Source organism: Bacillus sp. FJAT-29790 (assembly GCF_019039215.1).
Classification (GTDB): domain Bacteria; phylum Bacillota; class Bacilli; order Bacillales; family Cytobacillaceae; genus Cytobacillus.
The window spans coordinates 251,738-273,392 of the sequence record NZ_JAHNZZ010000003.1 but is presented as its reverse complement, the minus strand read 5'-3'; the positions used below and the strand labels follow the sequence as shown (position 1 = coordinate 273,392).

Annotated in this window: 18 protein-coding genes, 1 pseudogene and 2 riboswitches; of the genes and pseudogenes, 14 read left to right on the top strand and 5 right to left on the bottom strand. The window is 38.3% G+C overall.

The genetic code is table 11. From position 1 onward, the window contains the following. The first annotated feature begins 136 nt into the window (after positions 1–136). The 4 genes from BGM26_RS18035 (at position 137) to BGM26_RS18020 (ending at position 3,932) form a co-directional block, all read left to right on the top strand. Positions 137–835 carry a response regulator transcription factor gene (locus BGM26_RS18035; RefSeq protein WP_217041685.1) on the top strand — a complete coding sequence of 233 codons (699 nt, stop codon included), beginning with the start codon at positions 137–139 and terminating at the stop codon, positions 833–835. Further along, positions 832–2,190 (top strand): HAMP domain-containing sensor histidine kinase, encoded by a 1,359-nt coding sequence (locus BGM26_RS18030; protein WP_217041684.1) that lies wholly within the window; start codon positions 832–834, stop codon positions 2,188–2,190. Before BGM26_RS18035 ends, BGM26_RS18030 begins: the two co-directional genes overlap by 4 nt. 352 nt (positions 2,191–2,542) lie before the next feature. Next, the gene (locus BGM26_RS18025) at positions 2,543–3,250 is read left to right on the top strand and encodes a PepSY domain-containing protein (RefSeq protein ID WP_254119681.1); all 708 of its coding nucleotides are present in this window, start codon (positions 2,543–2,545) and stop codon (positions 3,248–3,250) included. 313 nt (positions 3,251–3,563) lie between these two features. Continuing rightward, positions 3,564–3,932 carry a PepSY domain-containing protein gene (locus tag BGM26_RS18020; RefSeq protein WP_217041683.1) on the top strand — a complete coding sequence of 123 codons (369 nt, stop codon included), beginning with the start codon at positions 3,564–3,566 and terminating at the stop codon, positions 3,930–3,932. Between the two features lie 71 nt (positions 3,933–4,003). Here the strand turns inward: BGM26_RS18020 and BGM26_RS18015 are convergent, their stop codons facing one another. The 4 genes from BGM26_RS18015 to BGM26_RS18000 form a co-directional block, all read right to left on the bottom strand. Then, on the bottom strand, positions 4,004–5,110 hold the full coding sequence (locus BGM26_RS18015; protein ID WP_217041682.1) for a GerAB/ArcD/ProY family transporter: 1,107 nt from the start codon (positions 5,108–5,110) through the stop codon (positions 4,004–4,006). Between the two features lie 46 nt (positions 5,111–5,156). Then, positions 5,157–5,378 (bottom strand): hypothetical protein, encoded by a 222-nt coding sequence (locus tag BGM26_RS18010; RefSeq protein ID WP_217041681.1) that lies wholly within the window; start codon positions 5,376–5,378, stop codon positions 5,157–5,159. Then, positions 5,375–6,550, bottom strand: a complete 1,176-nt coding sequence (locus BGM26_RS18005; RefSeq protein WP_217041680.1) for a Ger(x)C family spore germination protein — start codon at positions 6,548–6,550, stop codon at positions 5,375–5,377. Before BGM26_RS18005 ends, BGM26_RS18010 begins: the two co-directional genes overlap by 4 nt. A gap of 63 nt (positions 6,551–6,613) precedes the next feature. Beyond that, positions 6,614–8,185 (bottom strand): spore germination protein, encoded by a 1,572-nt coding sequence (locus tag BGM26_RS18000; protein WP_217041679.1) that lies wholly within the window; start codon positions 8,183–8,185, stop codon positions 6,614–6,616. A gap of 274 nt (positions 8,186–8,459) precedes the next feature. Between BGM26_RS18000 and BGM26_RS17995 the strand changes: the two genes are divergently transcribed. The 7 genes and pseudogenes from BGM26_RS17995 (at position 8,460) to BGM26_RS17970 (ending at position 16,870) form a co-directional block, all read left to right on the top strand. Continuing rightward, positions 8,460–9,545 (top strand): Fe(3+) ABC transporter substrate-binding protein, encoded by a 1,086-nt coding sequence (locus tag BGM26_RS17995; protein ID WP_217041678.1) that lies wholly within the window; start codon positions 8,460–8,462, stop codon positions 9,543–9,545. Between the two features lies 1 nt (position 9,546). After that, positions 9,547–11,193, top strand: a complete 1,647-nt coding sequence (locus BGM26_RS17990) for an ABC transporter permease (protein ID WP_217041677.1) — start codon at positions 9,547–9,549, stop codon at positions 11,191–11,193. Then, positions 11,190–11,879, top strand: coding sequence for an ABC transporter ATP-binding protein (locus BGM26_RS17985; RefSeq protein ID WP_217041676.1), 690 nt, complete (start codon positions 11,190–11,192; stop codon positions 11,877–11,879). Before BGM26_RS17990 ends, BGM26_RS17985 begins: the two co-directional genes overlap by 4 nt. 320 nt (positions 11,880–12,199) lie before the next feature. Beyond that, a riboswitch (cyclic di-GMP riboswitch) is annotated at positions 12,200–12,294 on the top strand. A gap of 218 nt (positions 12,295–12,512) precedes the next feature. Then, positions 12,513–13,265: pseudogene (locus tag BGM26_RS22015) on the top strand (HAMP domain-containing protein); the annotation flags it as partial. Then, a complete protein-coding gene (locus tag BGM26_RS22010; protein WP_483297824.1) occupies positions 13,257–14,204 on the top strand; it encodes a methyl-accepting chemotaxis protein in 948 nt (315 codons plus the stop codon). The pseudogene BGM26_RS22015 and the gene BGM26_RS22010, both read left to right, overlap by 9 nt. Before the next feature lie 77 nt (positions 14,205–14,281). Next, the gene (locus tag BGM26_RS17975; protein WP_217041674.1) at positions 14,282–14,614 is read left to right on the top strand and encodes a hypothetical protein; all 333 of its coding nucleotides are present in this window, start codon (positions 14,282–14,284) and stop codon (positions 14,612–14,614) included. Between the two features lie 247 nt (positions 14,615–14,861). Beyond that, a riboswitch (cyclic di-GMP riboswitch) is annotated at positions 14,862–14,956 on the top strand. A 222-nt stretch (positions 14,957–15,178) separates the two neighbouring features. Continuing rightward, positions 15,179–16,870, top strand: a complete 1,692-nt coding sequence (locus BGM26_RS17970; RefSeq protein WP_217041673.1) for a methyl-accepting chemotaxis protein — start codon at positions 15,179–15,181, stop codon at positions 16,868–16,870. A gap of 346 nt (positions 16,871–17,216) precedes the next feature. On the opposite strand, the gene liaG is transcribed toward BGM26_RS17970, so the two are convergent. Next, positions 17,217–18,074, bottom strand: coding sequence for a LiaG family protein (gene liaG, locus BGM26_RS17965; RefSeq protein WP_217041672.1), 858 nt, complete (start codon positions 18,072–18,074; stop codon positions 17,217–17,219). 882 nt (positions 18,075–18,956) lie between these two features. Here liaG and BGM26_RS17960 point away from each other — a divergent pair. From BGM26_RS17960 to BGM26_RS17950, 3 genes are all read left to right on the top strand, one after another. After that, a complete protein-coding gene (locus BGM26_RS17960) occupies positions 18,957–19,787 on the top strand; it encodes an amino acid ABC transporter substrate-binding protein (RefSeq protein WP_217041671.1) in 831 nt (276 codons plus the stop codon). Further along, complete coding sequence (locus tag BGM26_RS17955; protein ID WP_217041670.1) at positions 19,774–20,472, top strand: amino acid ABC transporter permease; 699 nt, start codon at positions 19,774–19,776, stop codon at positions 20,470–20,472. Before BGM26_RS17960 ends, BGM26_RS17955 begins: the two co-directional genes overlap by 14 nt. A 147-nt stretch (positions 20,473–20,619) precedes the next feature. After that, complete coding sequence (locus BGM26_RS17950) at positions 20,620–21,354, top strand: amino acid ABC transporter ATP-binding protein (RefSeq protein ID WP_217041669.1); 735 nt, start codon at positions 20,620–20,622, stop codon at positions 21,352–21,354. Positions 21,355–21,655: the final 301 nt, after the last annotated feature.

Here is a 21,655-nt window from a genome sequence, read left to right as displayed (position 1 = left end):
GAAAAGGATTGGTCCTGTTTACATTTTAAATTTATCAGTAAATAAATTTTTTTGAGCAAGAAGGCGTATGTTAATAAATATAAAGAATAGTGCAAGGTTTTTTTACATATGTAATTTTTTAGAATGAGGGATGAAGATGGAAAAGCAAAAGATATTAATCGTTGAAGATGAAGAGAAGATTGCGCGCGTGCTGGAATTGGAGCTCACATATGAAGGATATCAAGTCGGAAAAGCATTAGATGGTCTAGAGGGATTACGGTTATTTCATGACCAATCGTGGGATTTAATTCTCCTTGATGTGATGCTCCCGGGTAAAAGCGGGATTGAGGTGCTTCGCCGGATTCGTTCCGGTGATCAGGCAACGCCGGTAATTTTGCTTACGGCAAAAGATTCAGTTGAGGATAAGGTGTCAGGGCTGGACTTGGGAGCAAACGATTATATTACTAAACCATTTCAAATTGAGGAACTTTTAGCAAGAATTCGGGCAACATTAAGATTAAACCGAAAGCAAGAAAATGTTGAAGTCGATCAAGAATGGCTCCAGGTTTCTGATTTAAAAATGAGTGAAGTGACACGGGAGGTTATGAGGAGGGACGATCAAATTGAGTTGACTCCTCGTGAATTTGATCTGCTTGCTTATTTAATGAAGAATTCCCGCCAAGTTCTTAATAGGGAGCAACTCTTAAATGGGGTTTGGGGCTTCGATTATTATGGAGATACGAATATCGTTGATGTGTATATTCGCTATTTACGCAATAAAATCGATAAAGGCTATGATCAAGCATTAATACATACCGTCCGCGGCGTCGGCTATGTACTAAAGGATTCGCGATGAATCTTCGAAGTAAAATTAATCTATATACAACGGTCGTATTTATATGTCTGCTGCTTGTCGTTAATGGAGCCATCTATTTATCATTTGATAGAATGATTTATAAAAGTGAATTAGATCGGGCTGAAGCAGAAGCAACACAAACAAGTAAAGGAATTAATCAAACGGGGACAACGATTCCATCTCATGACTTGCTGAGAGCTTATGTACCGATTAATGGGATGATCCGTATCGTCACTGCGGATGGCAAAGCTGTCGCATCCGTTACAGCTCCAGAGCAACAAAGACTCCTTAAACGTCCCATAAAATTTAATCAAGGGGAAATGCGCGAAATCATAGAATATAAAGGGGTACCTTATGCATTCGTTTCGATTCCGATTATTTGGGCTGGCGGTGAAGTTGTGGATATCCAAATAACAGAAAACCTGGCACCAACCGCAAATATATTAAAAACACTGCGAGTTGTATTAATTGTTGTCTCATTGATAGCAACAATTCCCGTTCTTTTATCAGCTCGGCTGTTGAGTAATTTTATTATCCGGCCCATTTCTTCAATGATAAATACAATGCGTGATATTCGGAGAAGCGGCCAATACAAACGAATTCCTTTACCAAAACAATCAAAGGACGAGCTTTATCAAATGGGAGAAACATTCAACGATATGATGGATCTTCTCGAGGCAAATTATGAGAAGCAGGAACAGTTTGTGTCAAATGCTTCGCATGAGTTAAAAACACCGCTAACGGTAATCGAAGCTTATGCGAGCCTTTTAAAGCGCAGAGGAAGAGAAGAACCAGAGCTGTTTGAGGAATCAGTGGAAGCCATTCATTCTGAGGCAATCAGAATGAAAGATATGACCCAACAATTGTTACTACTTGCTAAGCATGATGAAAAATGGAAGATTGATTTAAAAAATATAACTTTAACTGGATTAGTTGAAGAAACGATACGTTCATTTCGAGAAGGATTTAAACGGGAAATTGAGCTCTTGGTGGATCAACAAGTCACCGTTAAAGCTGATCTACAAAAACTAAAACAATTGCTTTTTATATTAATCGAAAATGCCCATAAATACAGTGAGGCAGCGATAACAGTCAGAATCAAGACTAATCACAATAAAGCTGTCATTGAGGTTATCGACAGGGGGATAGGTATCCCATCTTCCGAAATTGATAAAGTGTTTGACCGCCTTTTCCGAGTAGATAAGGCGAGAACAAGAAAGTCAGGGGGATTTGGTCTCGGCTTGCCGCTTGCCAAAGATATTGCAGAAGCGATGGGTGCTGAAATTCGTCTAGAAAGTGTTGAAGGTCAAGGCACGACAGCTCAAATATGGCTTGAGTTAGTGGATTCTCATTAAAATCTCATAATGATCGTGTATTGTTTTAATAAGGCTAATTATTATCATAAATTATACATTTAGAATGATTGTTATTTTTGGCTGTTTTCGTAAACTTTGTTGCTTTTTTAGTATGATTTTATATTAACATCTGAGTTGATTGGAGCGGAGGGCACTTGACTCCTGCGGGAATAGAGGGAAGCGGGAGACCCCACAGGCGGTAACGCCGAGGAAGCTCCCGTCCCTCCCCGCGGAAAGCAAGTGCCCGCAGCGGAATTCAACGGGTAAACTTAGAAGGCTAAAAACGACAATATATGCGAAAAGAGCCTTATTCTTAGGTTAGCCTTACTCAAATTATTATGGGGTGAATATAATGAGACAAAGAAATCTGCGGAAATTAATTTTTGCAATAGCTGCTTTAAGTTTCATTGTTGTAGCAGGCTGGCAAATGACTAGAATAGTTACATCTGCTAAACCCCTGACAGCTGATGAAGCAAGTAAGCTCGTTCAAGATAGATACAACGGCAATGTCGTTCAAATAAACGAACAGGAAAATCAATATCAGATTACGATTGAATTAGAAACTGGAACATATGTGGTTGAAATTAATCGAGATACTGGTGATATTAGCAGTTTAACAAGAACGGGTCATGAGAATCAGGCAAATAGCAGGAAGGAATTAACCGAAGCTGAAATTAATGCACTTATTCATCAGCAGCAACAAGGTGAAATAAAGAAGCTGGAAAAGAAAACAGAAGCTGACGGGACCTATTATTACGCTCTTGTCCAAGATCAGACAAGACAGATAACCTATAAAATCAATGCTTTAAACGGGGAAACTGTTAATTCAACTATAAAAGAAATTACGGAGCCTAAAGAGTCTGTAAAGAGTTTGACGAAAGAAGACGCAATAAAAATTGCTTTAAAAAATGTCAGCGGTGAAGTAGATGACGTTAGTATTGAACAATCAAACGGTTTAACCTATTATCTTGTTGAAATTGATCGCAAAGATGATAATGATGCAACTGTCCAAATAAACTCAATTTCAGGAGAGGTCATGTCGATTACTTGGGAAGATTAAAAATGAATGCTATCCAAATTTGCGAGAAGCTTCCGACTTCAATAGGGCCTTGAAGTTGGGAGCTTTATTTTGTATGAAAATAATAGATTGACGGTCTGCTTACTTGAACAAGCCTTAGACGCACCATAACCAGCGCAGTGAAAGTGGGGCGGTCGTCATTTACATGCACACGTTTATAGGTGTTTTTAGTGAAGAAAACCAGCATTATTATCCACTCAGATGATTCTCATGGAATTCTCAGTTTGTTATCCGACTGTCCTCATTTTCGCTAGCTATTATATAAGTAACAGCAAAACAGAGGAGGACGGTACAGATGATACGTAAAATATTCTTAGCAGGTATAATTGGTTTGGTTTTTATGGGAAAAGCAATTGGCGTGGGTGCCGTTTCAGATAAAACAATAAATGATCAAGCATTTGAGAATAGAGACAGCGTGATTTCAGTGAATAATGTGAGTGTAATCCCAGCGAATAAAGTGGATGTGAATGTAAATATATCTAAAGTAGAAGCAATGGCGATTGCCACAAAATATGCAAAAGGAAAAGTAATCAATGTAAATTTACAACCTGAAAAAGGATATTATGAAATAGAAATAAACAAATTCAGTCATGATGTTGTAATAAATATCGATTCTAGTAGCGGGGAGATCCTAGAATCATGTATCGGGCGAAGCAGCAAATGATGAAAATACACTATTTAGTACGTCTGGAATATCGAATAGACAAAAATGATTGAACCATGGTTGAAATGAATTTAGCGATTTCCTTTAACTGCATTTCCTTTCACTTTTTTCTTCATACTTGCAATTACTAATAAAAAAGCCGGGACTAATGTTTGTGAAACAAATGAAAAAAATGGAAATATAAACATATCAAAATTATTTTTACTCATTAAATTTGGCAATGACCAAAAGCTCATTTCCATGATTAGAATGCCAAGTGGCCATACAAGTGGTTTATAGCCGGATAAATTCAGCCATTGTGCTGTTGCTAAGGCTGTCACATAATAAAATACGGTGATTTTTACAAACTCCCCCAATACCCACACAGCAATGATTACAGGATCCAAATTTTCAATAAATTCACCTAAGTTAACAAACCGAGTAGCGACCAACATCGGATAAACATTTTCGGCAGTATTGTGTCCCAAGATGAAAAGGACGGCGATATTAGTTGTTACCATCGTTAACAACACAATAAAAACGGTGATCATTCCCCATTTCAGCCCTTTTTTTGCATCTGTTAAGAAGGGAAGGAGAAAGATAATGATGAAAGTTTCCCCAAACCATGCTTGCGGAACCATCGCTCCTTTTAAAGAAGGGAGTAATCCATTTTCTAAAATCGGCATGATATTCCCTGGTTGATATGCTGGAATTAATAATATGAAAATAATAAAAATTGAAAATGAAAAAATTGGAAAGAATATTTGAGCAAGTCTACCTACTACTTCTATACCCCCGAGAACCGCAAAGGCAGAGAGAATGAGAATGGAGACCATAATGACACTTTTGGGTGTTTTGGCAAAAAAAGCCCCCGCGATAAATTCCCCGTACGTTCTAGTCATGGACCCAGTATTTAAAATAAGAAAGTAAAAATAGATAAGCCCTAGCAGTTTTCCAGTAAACTTTCCAATGGTTTGTTCACATATTTGAAAAAACGATTGCTGCGGGAATAGCTTGTATAGCCGAATCACAATAAACAGTGTTAATATACCTATGAGAGAAGCCCAAATTGGTGAAAGCCATAAATCTTGTTTTGCGAATCTTGCTGTAATTCCTGGAACTGCAAGAATGGCTGTCGCGATAATGGCGGGATACATCATCATGCACATTTGCAAAGCAACAATTTTTCCTTTCTCCATAAACAAACCATCCTTTTATTTAAAATTAAAATACGAAGATAATAAGTTATCCCTCCATAAATCTTCTAATCGGTTTAAAAATACTTTCGAGGAATGTTACTGGTCCAGGCATGTTAGGAAGATCAAATAAAGAAAGAATACCAGCCATGGTCAATAATGTAAAAAATGCGATTTTATCTTTTCTAGGGTACTTTTTCATTTTCGGCCGTTCATAGACTCCGATTAAACCAATAAAAAGGAGAACTCCTAAAAAAATGCCCCATTTCATTCCTTTTTCACCTCATCTTCAGGTATGCTAGTAGGTGCACCGGTAAATCCTGGTCTATGGATATAGGCTTCAACATTCACCTTTACTTCTACTTGAGGGAACACCTCATCCCATCTGTTTTTCACCTTTTTCCATTCTTTCGGGTAATGTCGATGGAATTTTTCTGCAAAACCGATAATATCTGCATTGAACTCTTCTTGAAGTTGTTTTACCGCTAATTCGATCCGATTTTTGATTTTTTTCTGGAAATCCTTTTCAAGTCTTTGAATGATAACAGGGTTCAAAAGAGCGAGCTTTGTTTCATTTTGGACGACATTCCCCTCTGTACGTACTTTAACAGTCATTTTCCACTGACCATCCATTACGCTCGGGATTAGCTTAACATCTGATGTGACTGGACTAAGCGAGATTTCGCCGCTTTCACCCGCAGGCCTAAAGGAAATGGTATATTCCTTCATTTCATTCCTAAGCCATAATATCCCTCGTGTATGATTTGCATTCATTCGGCCTATCATTTTATCCTTCTTAAATACCGCAGTTCCTGAAATAAAAGGAATGGTTTCAGTTTCTTTTTTCCCTTCTTCAGGCGGCAAAATTTTCACATCTGGAAGTGCGGCATTTTGCGCTTCATTTGTTAGCATTAATGTTAAATCCTTCATCGTTATTCGCATTCCAATTTGGAAATCTGATAGTTCTTTAAGCACTTCACCTGAATAACGTTCTAAAGGAGGAAGTAATTCAAGCACTTTTTCTGCATCTTTACTAACATACATATAAGCTCGATCTCTTGGCTGCGGAAAGCGAGTTAAATAATCGAGCTGTTCTTGGATCCCTTTTTTAGCCAAGTCTTTTCCGAAAATAAATACCTTACATTGTCCCCAAAAAAGTTTCCGCGGCAGATGCATTTGGAGTTTAGAGACAGCATCAGCCAAATTCGAACCGATGCCGCTTCTAACCAATGTTGATTCTTCGCCTCCTCCCCCCGTTCCTCCCCCGCTGCCGAGGGCACGGGGAATAAACACTTGAACAGAAACTTTGATCTGGTCATCTTCTGTATGGTCAATTGCTGTAGCCGTTACAATAGCTAAATCGTTAACTTCCACACGATCCCAGCAGCCGCTTAACAATGGAATGAAAATACAAAAAGAGAGAGAGAGGAAAGTTGGTTTCATTATGTATTTTCTCCTTTGTCATTCGAATTAGAGCAATAGTTAGATAAGAGAATATGTCCTTTATCATTCCCCTCCTTTTTCAGGGCCGGGCTTCAAATCAGGGGACTGGCGATATTGATTAAAATTCCCTGTAAAATGTGGGCGGGTGTTCATTTTCCACAAAGGAGCTCTAATGAATGAATCTTTTAATTCTTTTATTTTTAATGGAGCGATTGGGCTTAAATAAGGTACACCGAATGAACGGAGTGTTGCTAAATGAATGATGATCGCTATAATTCCCATCATGACGCCAATAAGCCCTAAAGACCCTGCCAATAAGATAATTGGAAAACGCAGCATTCGGATGCCTATCCCTATTGCATATCGAGGGATCATGAACGATGCGATTCCGGTAACGGCGACAACAATGACCATTGGTGCTGATACAAGTCCAGCTTGAACGGCTGCTTGTCCGATGACTAAAGCCCCTACAATACTGACAGCCGAACCAATTTGCTTAGGCAATCGAACACCAGCCTCGCGAAGAGCTTCGAATGTTAGTTCCATCATAATTGCTTCGACCAGCGCCGGGAAAGGGACCGATTCCCGAGCAGATGCAATACTGAGCAATAAAGCAGTTGGCACCATTTCTTGGTGGTATGTAAGAATGGCAACATATAGGGATGGAAGTAATAGTGATATTGTTAAGAACAAAAAACGCAGCATACGGATTACTGAACTAATCAGATAACGGCCATAGTAATCTTCTTGTGATTGAAATAATGAAAATAAGCTTGTTGGTGCAATTAAAACAAATGGGGTGCCATCAATCAGGATGGCAACTCGCCCCTCTAATAAATTAGCACTGACAACATCTGGACGCTCTGTACTCAAAATTTGTGGAAAAGGCGAGTAGGTGTTATCTTCAATAAATTCCTCGATGTAGTTACTTTCTAATATGCCGTCGATTTTAATCCGTTTTATGCGATTTTCAACTTCTTCAATTAATGTTTGATCTGCAATACCTTCAATATAGGAAAGAAAAATTTTTGTTTTCGTATATTCCCCGACATGCAAAGTCTTCATTTTGAGAGCAGGGCTTTTTATAATCCGTCGTATTAAAGATGTATTAACACCTATTGTTTCCGTAAATCCTTCCCTAGGGCCGCGAATGCCTGATTCCGCAGCAGGCTCTTCAATACTTCGTTTTTCCCATTTGGCTAAACCGAAAGAGAAGCCAAGATTGATTCCATGACATAGCAGAATGGGATTCCCATTCGAAATTGAATCAACGCATTCGGAAAAGCTTGTCATTTTTTGAACGCTTGAAACAGGCGTTTTGTTAACAAGAAAATTTGTTAATTCACTTGCCGTTTCAATTTTATTCTTCATAAGCGGTGTAAGGACTTGTTCATCCATTTTTTGAACATCTGTGAGCCCATCAATATAAATGAGATAACCTTGAAATTTTTCTCCGATTAAAAAAGACCGAAACATAACATCGAAGCTATTTAAATAGAGTGAGCGAAAATATTCGATATTTTGATCTAGTTGGATGGAAAGGGAAACTTGGGCATCTGAAGCCTGTTGCCTAGCATTGGTATTTTCTTTGGTTGGATTGTTTTTTTTAAATAGGCTTCTTATGTGGCGAACCATTCTTTTTCCCCCTACCCGCAAAACATCAAATTGAATTATATACTCTATTAGTTATTCTTTATGCTTGCTTAAATTATTCATTAGAGGGGATTCTTAGGATCTTAACTTTGAAATGCGCATTATTTTTTTGTATAAATTCCCCTGAATTCACAAAAAAATAAAAAAGATGCAATTTTCCTGTTGACGTAAGGATAGATGCCTAGTAGAATAAAAAACGAAGCAACTGATAATAATTATCATTATCACAAAATAGACAAAAAGGGAGAAACAGAGGATGAAATTCACAAAATTACTTAAGCCTGTCATTGCTAGTGCTTTGCTAACAATAGGTCTAGCCGGATGTGGTGCAACTGGTAATAACACAGATGGGGAAAAAACAGCCTCAAAACCACCTGAAAAAGCAGAAAACCAGGTCGTAAATATTTATACGGCAAGACATTATGAAGCAGATGAGGAAGTTTACAAGAAATTCACAGAAGAAACAGGCATTAAAGTGAATGTTGTCAAAGGGGAAGCGGAAGAATTAATCGAGCGTTTAAAGCGTGAAGGTGAAAGCACAGAAGCCGATTTATTTATTACGGTTGACGGCGGAATCCTTGCTAATGCGAAGAATAATGACATTCTTCAGTCTGTTAAATCCGATGTAATTGATAAAAATGTTCCTGCTAACTTACGGGATGCGGATGATAATTGGATTGGAATGGCAACAAGAGCACGTGTAATCGTTTACTCAAAGGACAGAGTAAATCCAGATGAGCTTTCTACATATGAAGCTTTAACAGATGCGAAATGGAAAGGAAAAGTGTTAGCTCGTTCATCAACAAGTATGTACAATCAATCACTGCTTGCTTCTTTTATTGAGTTAAATGGCGAAGAGAAGGCTGAGCAATGGGCAAAAGGAATCGTAAATAACTTTGCTCGCCAGCCAGATGGCGGTGACCGTGATCAGGCGAAAGCGATTGCTGCAGGCATCGGTGATGTGGCGATTATGAACACGTACTATGTTGGACTACTTGTGAATTCATCAGATGCTGAAGAAGCAAAAGTAGGAGAAAGTATCGGTGTTTTCTTCCCTAACCAAGAAACAAACGGAACACACGTTAATATTAGTGGAATTGGTCTAACGAAGTATAGCAAAAATCCTGAAAATGCAACAAAACTGATTGAATATATAACAGGTAAAGAGGCTCAGGAATATTTATCTGCAAATAATTACGAATTCCCTGTTAACCCTGAAGCTGCAAAACCAGAAATCCTGAAGTCATGGGGCGAATTCAAAGCACAGGAGCTTAACTTTGATACTTTAGGGAAATATAATCAAAAGGCAATCGAAATATTTAATAAAACAGGTTGGAAGTAAAATGGGAATCAATATTGTGAAACGCTTCATCCAAAAAGAAATTAATGGGTGGTGGATGATCAGTATGATTGGGGCGGCAGTGATTCTGCTGCCCATCCTGTTTGTTTTCTTTTCCTTATTTCAGGAGCCAAATCAAAACTGGTTTCAAATCCGCCAGTATCTATTAAAAAACTATGTGACAAACACAGTCATCCTTGTATCGCTCACAGGAATCTTTACAGCCATTTTAGGGGTTTCACTTGCATGGTTAATTGCTGCCTATGATTTCCCTCTCAAACGTTTTTTTCGTTGGGGATTATTATTACCGCTTGCCATACCGCCTTATATTGCTGCCTATACTTACCGGACAATGCTTAGTTATACAGGTGTGATTCAAACAACATTCCGGAATCAATTTGATTATCAAATCAATCCTGAATGGTTATCAATTTCATCTTTGCGGGGCGCCATTTTTATTTTTACGATTTTTCTTTTTCCTTACGTCTATATTATGACAAAAGCATTTCTTGAGAGCCAAAGCTCATCATTTTTTGAAAATGCGAGATTGCTTGGAAGGAAACCTTTTGCGATTTTTATCAAAGTTGTTTTACCGCTTTCAAGACCTGCGATCGTAGCAGGAGCAGTATTAGTGATTTATGAAGTGCTGAGTGACTATGGGGTCACCAGCTATTTTGGCATTCACACAATTACGACAGCGATTTTTCAGACATGGTTTGGTATGTATGATGTGGACTCAGCAATGAGACTTGCGGCCTGGCTGATGATTATCATTGTTGGCATGTTCTTTTTAGAAAGACTGCTTAGACAAAGAAGACGTTATCATTTGAATAATAAGTCGAGACCGCTTGTACCAATGAAGCTGAAAGGCTTTTCGGCAGCGGCAGCTTTCATATATTGCTCAAGTGTATTTCTATTAGGTTTTTTTATCCCGTTGATTCAGTTATTGTCCTGGGCCAAGTTAACGTTTAGCAAAGTCTGGAATGATACTTTTTTCACATTGTTTTTCCAAACGGTTTATGTTGCTGCAATCGCTACTTTGCTCATTCTTGTTATTTCGGTTGTTGTCGCCAATGTTTGCCGTTCACACTCCGCGGGTTCCTATGTATTAGCAAAATTAACAACCTCCGGCTATTCGATTCCAGGGGCAATTATTGCGATCGGGGTTCTTGCCATGTTTATTTCACTTGATAAATGGCTGGCACCGCTGTACGCTTATATGGGATTGGGAAAAGCTCCGCTTATTTTAAGCTTATCATTAGTGATGTTAATCGTCGGCTATACGATCCGTTTTATGGCTACAGGATTTAATGCGGTAGAAGTCGGCTTTGAAAAAGTGGGGACAAAATATTCGGAAGCATCAAGAATGCTAGGACTTAGCATGACAAAAACGTTTTTTAAAGTCGATCTTCCTTTAATAAAAGGCGCGTTAATCAGCGGGTTTATTTTGACATTTGTTGAAATCATCAAGGAATTGCCATTGGCATTATTATTAAGACCGTTTAATTTTGATACTTTAGCTACAAAAACCTATCAATTTGCAAAAGACGAGCAAATTTACGAAGCCTCCATTTCATCTTTGATGATTATTGGTATTAGTGTTTTGTCTGTCGTCGTGTTTCAAATGATAGATAAGAAGGTGCAGCAATGAAAATCGTCGAAATTCAAAATCTCACTTTTTCCTTTGGGCGTTCTGGTACACCCATAATTGAAGACTTTTCATTTTCGATGAATACAGGAGAAATTGTTGGTGTTTTGGGACAAAGCGGAAGTGGTAAAAGCACTCTGCTTCGATTAATATCAGGTCTAGAAATACCAAGGAAAGGCACAATTGAAATTGCCGGTTCGCCTGTTGTGAATGAGGGGTTATTTATTCAGCCTGAAGACAGGGGTGTGGGAATGGTTTTTCAAGATTATGCACTATTTCCACATATGTCAGTGAAGGAAAATATTCTGTTTGGCCTGTCACGGATGCCTAGGAAAGAACGAAAGCCGCGTCTGAAAGAAATGCTGGAACTTGTAAAAATGGAAGAATTCGAGAATCGGTATCCACATGAATTAAGCGGAGGCCAGCAGCAAAGGGTGGCACTTGCCAGAGCCCTTGCACCGAAGCCAAAAGTATTACTAATGGATGAACCGTTTAGTAATTTAGATGCAGATTTAAAAGCGTCAATTCGTGAAGACCTACTTCAGATTTTGAAAAAAGCAAATATGACCTGTTTGATCGTGACCCATGACCGCAATGATGTTGAAGCTATTTGTGACAATAGCATCACAATGTGTCCGTTAATAGCGGAAAAAGGTGCAGCAGGGGAAAAATTTCAATTTATTCGGTAACTGGGGGCTCATATTGTTTGAGCTATCAAATATTTGGACTATAATAATTTTTTACGGACTTGCTGTATTAGCGAGTTCTTTTTTTTATGGAAAAAAGATGGGTTATCAAATTATGTTTCCTTCGTAAAATTATTTTAAAATAATAATTTCAGGTATGAAAACTAAAAGTATGCCATTTATTTGACGAAACATGTCGAATGGTCAGAGGAATGATGACTTTTTCAACGCAATCTTTGTCGAAATATTAAGGTATTTGCAATAATATATTGACTACTTACGTAATATTAATTATCCTTAAATAGATGTTAATAGGTAAAACTACCTGATAAAGGCAAACTCATTGAAAGATGGGGACGCAAAGCCATGGGTCTGTGGTTTCATTTCACAATTGAACTATGATCGCCAGGTTGCCAAATAACTTTAATATATGCTTTGTTAATTTGTATTGTTGACTACCCGCGGGTTCGATGTACATTCCTTTTTGTGCGCACAAGGAATGATTTTCGTCCCGCTCATTTACTATGAGCAATACTGTGCATTAACAAAACCTAATCATAAAGTGATGGCTGTTCTGTTGTATTGGAATCAGGCATTTTTTTTTTGCCTAGGGAAAATTAAAGGAGAAAATGAGGGATGAGAATGAGGTTTACAATTGGAAAAAAGTTAATGACGGGATTCTTAAGTGTAGCTATTCTTCTCGGAGCGATTAGTTTTATCTCGTTATACAACATTCAGGAAATAGACAAAACCTATAGCGATTTGGTTGATCGTCGGTCTCCAATATTAAAAAATGCAATGAAAATGCAAAACAACGCTTCACGAGAAATCGCTAGCTTGCGAGGTGTGCTATTACAGGAAGAAGGTCAATCAGATATGTTATCTCAATCTATATCTGATCTGAATCAAAATATTAAAGATTCAGTTGAATTAGTGACAACCGAAGCAAATATGGATTTACTAATAAAACTTGAAACATTGAATGAAGAATTTAAAGGGAAGTCAGATGAAGTCATTTCCTTGATGGAAACAAATCCAGAAGAAGCGGCAAGGCTTGCGGTTGATGTGGCAATTCCGTTATCAAGGGAAATTAGGGATATTGCAGACAGCATGGCAGGCATTCAAGAGAAAAATATGAATGAAGGAAGTTTAGCTACTTCTGAAAAAGTGGATAAAGTAATTAATACGGTCCGTTTCCTAAGTATCGTTGCCTTTATTATGGCTATTTCAATCGGTATCGTAATTATGCGAATGATTACAAAACCATTATTATTGTTGGAAAATGCAGCTGGGACGATCGCAGCGGGTGATCTCACTCAAGAGGACGTTAAAGTGAAAAATCGGGATGAACTTAGGAATCTAGCAAACTCCTTCAATGATATGAAGAAGAATCTTCACCAATTGATTCGTGAGGTTAGCATCAATGCGGATCAAGTAGCAGCAACTTCGGAAGAATTATCAGCTAGTGCGGAGCAGACGAGTGCAGCAACAGAACAAATTACAATTGCCATGCAAGAGGTGTCAATTGGTTCTGAAAAGCAAGTTTCTAGTGCAACAGATGCTACTCAAGCGGTTGCTGAAATTTCAGGTGGTATGAATCAGGCTGCAATCTCCATTCAAACTGTTGCGGATTTAACGAATACCGCAAATGATAAAGCAACTATTGGAAATACGGTGGTTGAAAAGACAGTTGAACAAATCAATCTTGTCCAGCATTCTGTAAGTGAAACCGGTATGGTTGTTAACGCGCTTGGGAAAAAATCGGGTGAAATTGGACAAATTGTTGAATTGATCACTCAAATTGCTGATCAAACGAACCTTTTAGCTTTAAATGCTGCAATCGAAGCAGCACGAGCAGGTGAACATGGCCGAGGGTTTGCTGTTGTTGCCGATGAAGTTCGGAAGTTAGCGGAACAGTCTGGTCAAGCAGCGGGTCAAATCCGCGAACTCATTCAAGAAGTACAATTAGAGGCAGAGAAAGCTGTACAATCCATGAATCATGGGGCATCAGTTGTCGGAGACGGAATTAAAATGGTTCATCAAACAGGTGAAGCCTTCAGAGAGATTGTTCTGTCAATTGAACAAGTAACAGCCGAAGCTCAAGAGGTATCCGCAATTGTTGAACAAGTGAATTCAAGTGCACAAAACATGGTGGAAACAATGGAAGGTGTTGCAAATATTGCCGAGCAATCCGCTGGAAATACACAGAACGTGGCAGCTTCAGCAGAAGAACAAAATGCCTCCATGGAAGAAATATCCGTATCAGCCGAAGCATTAAGTAAAATGGCTTTGAATTTACAAGAAGTGGTAAGTAAATTCAAGGTTTAGTATAGATAAGAATACAAAATTTTTACTCGCCTCATTCGGCGAGAAGACGATATTATTTTGAAGAGGAAGTAATGTGAATGCTTGCTTTAGTAAAGGATCAGCGCTACAACGTGCTGAAGAGTCAATTTCAACATGAATATATTGAGAGCAATATGGAACAATCGTTAGAAAGAATCTGCTTGTTCCTATATCACCATACAAATATTTATTATTTGTCGTTTGTTAATGAAAAGACGTTGCTTGATTATTTGAAATATCATCGCTCAATCAGTTTTGAAATAATACCCTTTGTCCGAGTAGTCAAAGACATTAAAAATTTTCTCTTTTTCCTGCAGAACAATAAAAATGAGGGCCGTGTTCCGACTATTGATTTGACAGTTTGGAATTTCGATGACTGGACTCGATTGTAGGTTATCTATAAAAAAAGCAGCTGCATGATTTAAATCCTTAGCAACAGTGTATAATGCGCTATATTTCCAACTGTAAAAGAAATCCGGATGGTTGTACCATTCGGGTTTCTTTTTTTAGAATTGTGAACTGTTATGCTTAAAGCCGATAAACATTTGCCCATTTGTCGAAATATTAGATTATTTTTAAAAATTGTTGACTACCTATTTAATTTTAATTATCCTTAAATTGATATTAATAGGTAAAACTTCCTAATAAAGACAAACTCATTGAAAGATGGGGACGCAAAGCTATGGGTCTGTGGTTCTGATTCACTATTGAACTATGTTCGCCAAGCTACTAAATAACTTTAATAATTTGCTTTGTTTATTCGTATTGTTGACTACCTGCGGGTTAGATTTCCATTCCTTTTTGTAAGCATAAGGAATGATATTCGTCCCGCTCGTTTACTATTAACAATGCTGTTCATTAACAAGGCATAATCATAAAGTGATGGCTGATCTATTTTATAGGAATCAGGCATTTTTTTGTATATGGAAAGTTAAAAATGAAAATGAGGGATGAGAATGAAGATGAGGATGACAATTGGTAAAAAGCTAATGGCGGGATTCCTAAGTGTAGCCATTCTTCTCGGAGCGATTAGCTTTATCTCGTTTTACAATATACAAGAGGTAGACAAATCTTTTTCTGGTTTAGTTGATCACAGTACTCAAATTTTAAAAAATTCTATGAAAATGCAAAATAGCGCTTACCAAGAAATCAGTAATTTAAGAGGTATCTTATTACAGGAAAAAGGTTCAATAGATGGGATTTCACAAGCTATTGATGATTTGAATCAGGATATTAAAGCTTCATTCGATTTAGTAACTAGCAAGGAAAATCTTGAGTCACTAAAAAAGCTGGAAACAATGAATGACGACTTCAAAGAAATATCAGATCAAGTCATTTCCTTGGTGCAAACGAATCCTAATGAAGCGGCAAGACTTTCTCATGAAGTAGCAATGCCATTAGCAAGAGAAATTAGGGATATTGCAGACAGCATGGCCGAATTTCAAGAAAAGAAAATGATAGAAGAAAGTATAGCTAACTCTGAAAAGGTAGAAAAAGTTATTAAAACGGTCAGTTATCTCAGTATCGTCGCTTTTATTTTGGCCGTTTCAATTGGAATAGTGATGACTCAAATGATTAAAAAACCAATTTTATTATTGGAAAAAGCAGCAGGAGCCATTGCAGCTGGTGATCTTACACAAGAGGATGTTCATGTGAAAAATCGGGATGAACTTGGGAATCTAGCAAAAGCCTTCAACGGAATGAAGGTGAATCTTCTTCAATTGATTCGGAAGGTCAGCGTCGATGCAGAACAAGTAGCGGCGACTTCCAAAGAACTATCGGGTAGTGCGGAGCAGACGAGCGCAGCAACAGAACAAATTACACTTGCTATTCAAGAGGTGGCGAGGGGTTCTGAAAAGCAAGTTTCTAGTGCAGCTAATGCTACTCAAACGGTTGCTGACATTTCAGATGGAATGAATCAGGCGGCAACCTCCATTCAAACCGTTGCAGATTTAACGAATACCGCAAATGAAAAAGCAACGATTGGAAATACGGTGGTTGCAAAGACGGTAGAACAAATCAATCTTGTCCAGCATTCCGTAAGTGAAACTGGTGAAGTTGTGAATGCGCTTGGTAAAAAGTCGGGTGAAATTGGGCAAATTGTTGATTTGATTACCCAGATTGCGAACCAAACTAATTTATTAGCACTAAATGCCGCAATTGAGGCTGCGAGGGCAGGGGAGCATGGGCGTGGATTCGCTGTCGTTGCGGATGAAGTTCGCAAGTTGGCAGAACAGTCTGGCCAAGCCGCGGGGCAAATCCACGAACTCATTCAAGAGATACAATCAGAAGCGGAGAAGGCTGTACAATCCATGAATCATGGGGCATTAGTTGTCGGAGACGGAATTAAATTGGTTCATGAAACAGGTGAAGCCTTCCGAGAGATTGTTCAGTCAATTGAACAAGTAACAGCCGAAGCTCAAGAGGTATCCACAATTGTTGAACAAGTGAATTCAAGTGCACAAAACATGGTAGAAACAATGGAGGGGGTTGCCGATATTGCTGAAAAATCAGCTGGGAATACACAGAATGTGGCAGCTTCAGCAGAAGAACAAAATGCCTCCATGGTGGAAATATCCGTATCAGCTGAAGCATTAAGTAAAATGGCTTTAAATTTACAAGAAGTGGTAGGTAAATTCAAAGTTTAGTACGGATAAGAATATAAAAGATTTTACTCGCCCTATTCGGTGAGAAGACGATATTCTTTTGAAGAGGAAGTAATGTGAATGCTTGATTATCTGAAATATCATCGCTCAATCAGTTTTGAAATAATACCCTTTGTCCAAGTAGTCAAAGATATTAAGAATTTCCTTCTTTTTCTGCAGAACAATAAAAATGAGGGCTGTGTTCCGACTAATGATTTGACAGTTTGGAGTTTCGATGATTGGACTCGATTGTAGTGGCTCAAGAAGAAAATGCCGGCAATTTACAGCTACGTTTTCTGTATATTTTTTTAACAAATCCGGATAGTATTAACACCATCCGGATTTGTTTTTAATGAAGATCAATAATTCCGCTCGAAACGGATAAATCTAACATGTGCTTTCCGGATCCGTGGACTCCCTCAATCCCATGTTTGGTCTGAATCTTCCCTGAAAGAGGGAGATTACAATTAATCATGCCGCTGTTGACTTTCCCTTTTAAAGAAAAATCAGCGTTCTTTGGCAGATCAAGCTTTACATGGCCTGAACTCACTCTTACATCTAATCTGTCTGTCAGTTCATCCATCTGAATGTCCAATTTGCCTGATGTAACCTCGGCATCGAGTTTCCCTTCATAATGCTTAATTTTGACATAACCCGAACTCATTTCAACTGTCCCTGTTTTCGTGATAAGATGATCAATGGTTAACATGCCAGAAGAGCCATCCTGTTTAAATTCAGCAGTCTTTAAGTTTTTTAAATCCGCCTTGCCTGAACTTAAATCAAGTGTGAGCTTCTCAAGCTTCATCGGCTGTTTCTTCGAATGTCCAGCAAAGGTTAAATGTCCCGAACCAATATCAATGGCCATGCTGCGATGGTAATCCTCGGGAATATAAATATTCAGCTGTGATTTGTTTTTAAAAAATTGAAATCCATTTAGAAAGCTTCGTTTATATTCAACGATAATTTTATCTCCGCTAGTCTTTACTGTTACCTTACCTTTTCCATCGAGATCTGCTTTTATATTTGTTCTGTTTTCCGGGATAATTGCTGTACGGATGCCTGAGACATCAACCTCAATCATATTAATAGTTTTTGACAAACTTGCTTCTGCGCCGCCTTTCCCAAACGACAGCCAACTCGTAAGATTTGACGACCATAATAAATATAAACCAACCAAGACTAAAAAAATGAAAATTATTCTTTTCAAATGGTATCCCTGCTTTCTATTGCTTCCTTACACCTATTTTATGAAACAAATAATAAAAGAACATTGAGCCACAGCATGAAATGCAGCTCAGACTTGAGGCTTATTCGAAGAGTGATACACGGGTCGCTGATAAATAGAAGAAGTCGCCGATAAAATGGTCAATGTCACTGATATATTGAAAAAGTTGCTGATAAAATAGCTAAAGTCGCCGATATATTGGAAAACTAAATAAAGGCTGTTTTCGCATATATTGTTGCTTTAGCCTACAAAGTTTGCCCGTTGATTTCCACTACGGGCACTTGCTTTCCGCGGGAGGGACGGGAGCCTCCTCGGCGTTACCGCCTGCGGGGTCTCCCGCTTCCCTCTATTTCCCGCAGGAGTCAAGTGCCCTCCGCTCCAATCAACTCAGATTTACTAGATAAATTTTACATTATAAAAGCAACAAACTTTACGAAAATAGCTAAAAAAATGAGGTTTAGCTCTCTCCTAAAAAGCCTTGCTTTAAATTAAATAATAGAGCTGGCTTCATGAGTAAGCCAGCTCTATCTATGTGTTATTCGATCTTATTACTTTGATCCTTGTTTCTTTTATTTCCTTTGCTGTTGTCGCCACTCACGATATCTGACGTATTTCCTCTAGGTGAATTTTGATTTTTGCTGCCTTTGTTATATTTTTTCGTCATTCTAAGGATCCTTTCTAATTTCCACATTATATTTTCTATCGTTTGCGTCTTTTTTATGTGCATTGACAAGAACAATCATTGTAGTAATACGAACGTAATTGGACAAGATAAAGTGGATGAATATATTTCTTTTGACAGTTGGCTGCCCTTGTAATATGATTATCAATGCCGATAAAACACATAGGAATTGAGGGGTAAAGATGAAGAAGTTTTCTATTCTATTCATGCTATTATTTAGTTTTATGCTTATTCTTGCAGGCTGTGGAACGGATAAGGCTCCAAAACCTGCAGAGAACAAAGCTGCTGAGAAGGAAGTAGCTAAGAGTGAAGACCTTTTAACAAAAGTAAAAGATGAAGGTAAGTTATTAATCGGAACAGAAGGTACATACCCTCCTTTTACGTACCATGATGATAAAGGGGAATTAACTGGGTTTGATGTGGAAATTGCAAGAGAGATTGCAAAACGTCTTGATGTTGAGCCAGTATTTATGGAAACCCAATGGGATGCTATTTTTGCTGGATTAGATGCGAAGCGTTTTGATATGATTGCGAACCAAGTGGGAATTCGTCCAGACCGTCAGGAAAAGTATGATTTTTCAGATCCATATATTTCTTCTGCAGCCGTTTTGATCACACATCAAGACAATGATAAAGTATCAAGTTTTGAAGATGTAAAAGGATTGAAATCAGCTCAATCGATGACAAGTAACTATGCTGATATTGCTAAAGCCAATGGGGCAGAAATTGTCGGTGTTGAAGGGTTTAACCAAGCAATCGAATTAATCAACTCGAAGCGTGCAGATGTAACATTTAATGACAAATTATCCTTCCTTGACTTCAAAAAGCATAAGCCGGATGCACCAGTTAAAATTGTTGCTACATCAGAAGATGCTTCAAAGAGCGGATTAATGTTTAGAAGAGGAAGTCAGCCGCTAGTTGAAGAAGTGAATAAAGTATTAAAAGACATGATCGATGACGGCACATATTTGAAAATATCAGAGAAATGGTTTGGTGAAGATGTTCTTAAATAGTATTATGTCCGATCCAGAGCGGGTATCCCGACTAATTGAAATTGCGCAAAATTCCCTTCAGCCTCTGCTGAAGGGAGCTATTTTATATACGATTCCATTAACATTGATCACTTTTATTTGTGGACTTATTTTGGCCGTATTGACTGCACTTGCACGTATTTCAACAGTAAAAATTCTTAACATCATAGCTAGAGTATATGTTTCAGCAATAAGAGGAACGCCATTGCTTGTGCAATTATTTATCATTTTTTATGGGCTGCCGACAATTGGGATTATCATTGACCCATTTCCATCTGCGGTTATCGGATTCTCATTAAATGTTGGGGCATATGCTTCAGAAGTCATTCGTGCAGCGATTTTATCGATTCATAAGGGTCAATGGGAGGCCGGTTATTCGATTGGAATGTCCTATCCTCAAACTTTAACTCGGATTATTCTTCCGCAGGCTTCAAGGGTTTCGGTTCCACCGCTCTCGAATACTTTTATTAGCTTAGTAAAGGACACGTCTCTCGCTTCGATGATTTTAGTGGCTGAAGTATTTAGGAAAGCACAGGAAATAGCAGCTTCCAATTACGAATTCTTACTTTTGTATACGGAAGTAGCCCTTATCTATTGGATTATTTGCTTTCTTCTGTCGATTGTTCAGCAGAGAGTTGAAAATAGGTTGGATCGGTATGTGAGCTAGCAATCGGCGATTCACGGTTTAAAAATCAACTAACGATGTCATTAGCTAGTTTTGCATTTACCGAGGACGAGCTTTTGCCCCTTTTTCGGGCAATGTAACTAAGAAATACCTTTCTTTGACGGTGCCAAATAACGAAGGAGTTTATAAATGATTAGTATACAGGGCTTACACAAGCAATTTGATCAGCTGGAAGTGTTAAAGGGAATCGATTTAGAGGTAGAAAGAGGAAAAGTAGTTGTCGTGATTGGGCCATCTGGGTCAGGTAAAACGACGCTGCTCAGATGCCTTAATATCTTGGAGACGCCAACTTCAGGTACTGTAGCCATCGAGGACCAGGCTCTTGATTTTTCAAAGATAGTATCCAAAAAGAATATCCCTCCATTCCGGCGCTTAACGGGGATGGTGTTTCAAAGCTACAATCTTTTCCCGCATATGACAGCCCTTGAAAATGTCATGGAAGGGCCAATTACGGTTAAGAAAGAATCAAAAGAAACAGCTAGGAAAAAAGCCGGACAGCTTTTGGAAAAAGTCGGATTGGGTGAGAAGCTGGATGAATACCCGCATCAGCTTTCAGGTGGCCAGCAGCAGCGTGTAGGAATTGCGCGTGCACTTGCAATGGAGCCGAAGGTTATGCTCTTCGATGAGCCAACCTCTGCCTTAGATCCGGAGCTTGTTGGTGAAGTATTAAAAGTAATGAAGGATCTTGCAAATGAAGGAATGACGATGGTTGTAGTCACACATGAAATGCGCTTTGCAAGGGAAGTTGCTGACGAAGTCATCTTTATGGATGGCGGAGTGATTATTGAAAGAGGAAGGCCTGAAGAGATTTTTTCCGCTCCTAAGGAAGAGCGGACGAAACAGTTTTTGAGATTAATTCAATAATAACGAAGAAACCCGCTTGAATTACAGCGGGTTTTTTACTGCCTATTAACGAATTACTGGTAAATAATTGCGATGGTTATGCCGATTAAGAAAAAATGCCTCCAAATGGAAGCATTTAAAAAGGGGGATATACACTTGTAAGACTAGTATGGTCAATGTTGAAATCTTTTAATCAATGAATTTGGAAAATACTTTGACTGAGCCAATTAGAAATTCTCTTTTCCAAGACAGTGAATCGTTCATGTTTGGGAATCCTACCATTTGACCAAAATAAATGGATGCGATAATAGGAAAGTTGTTT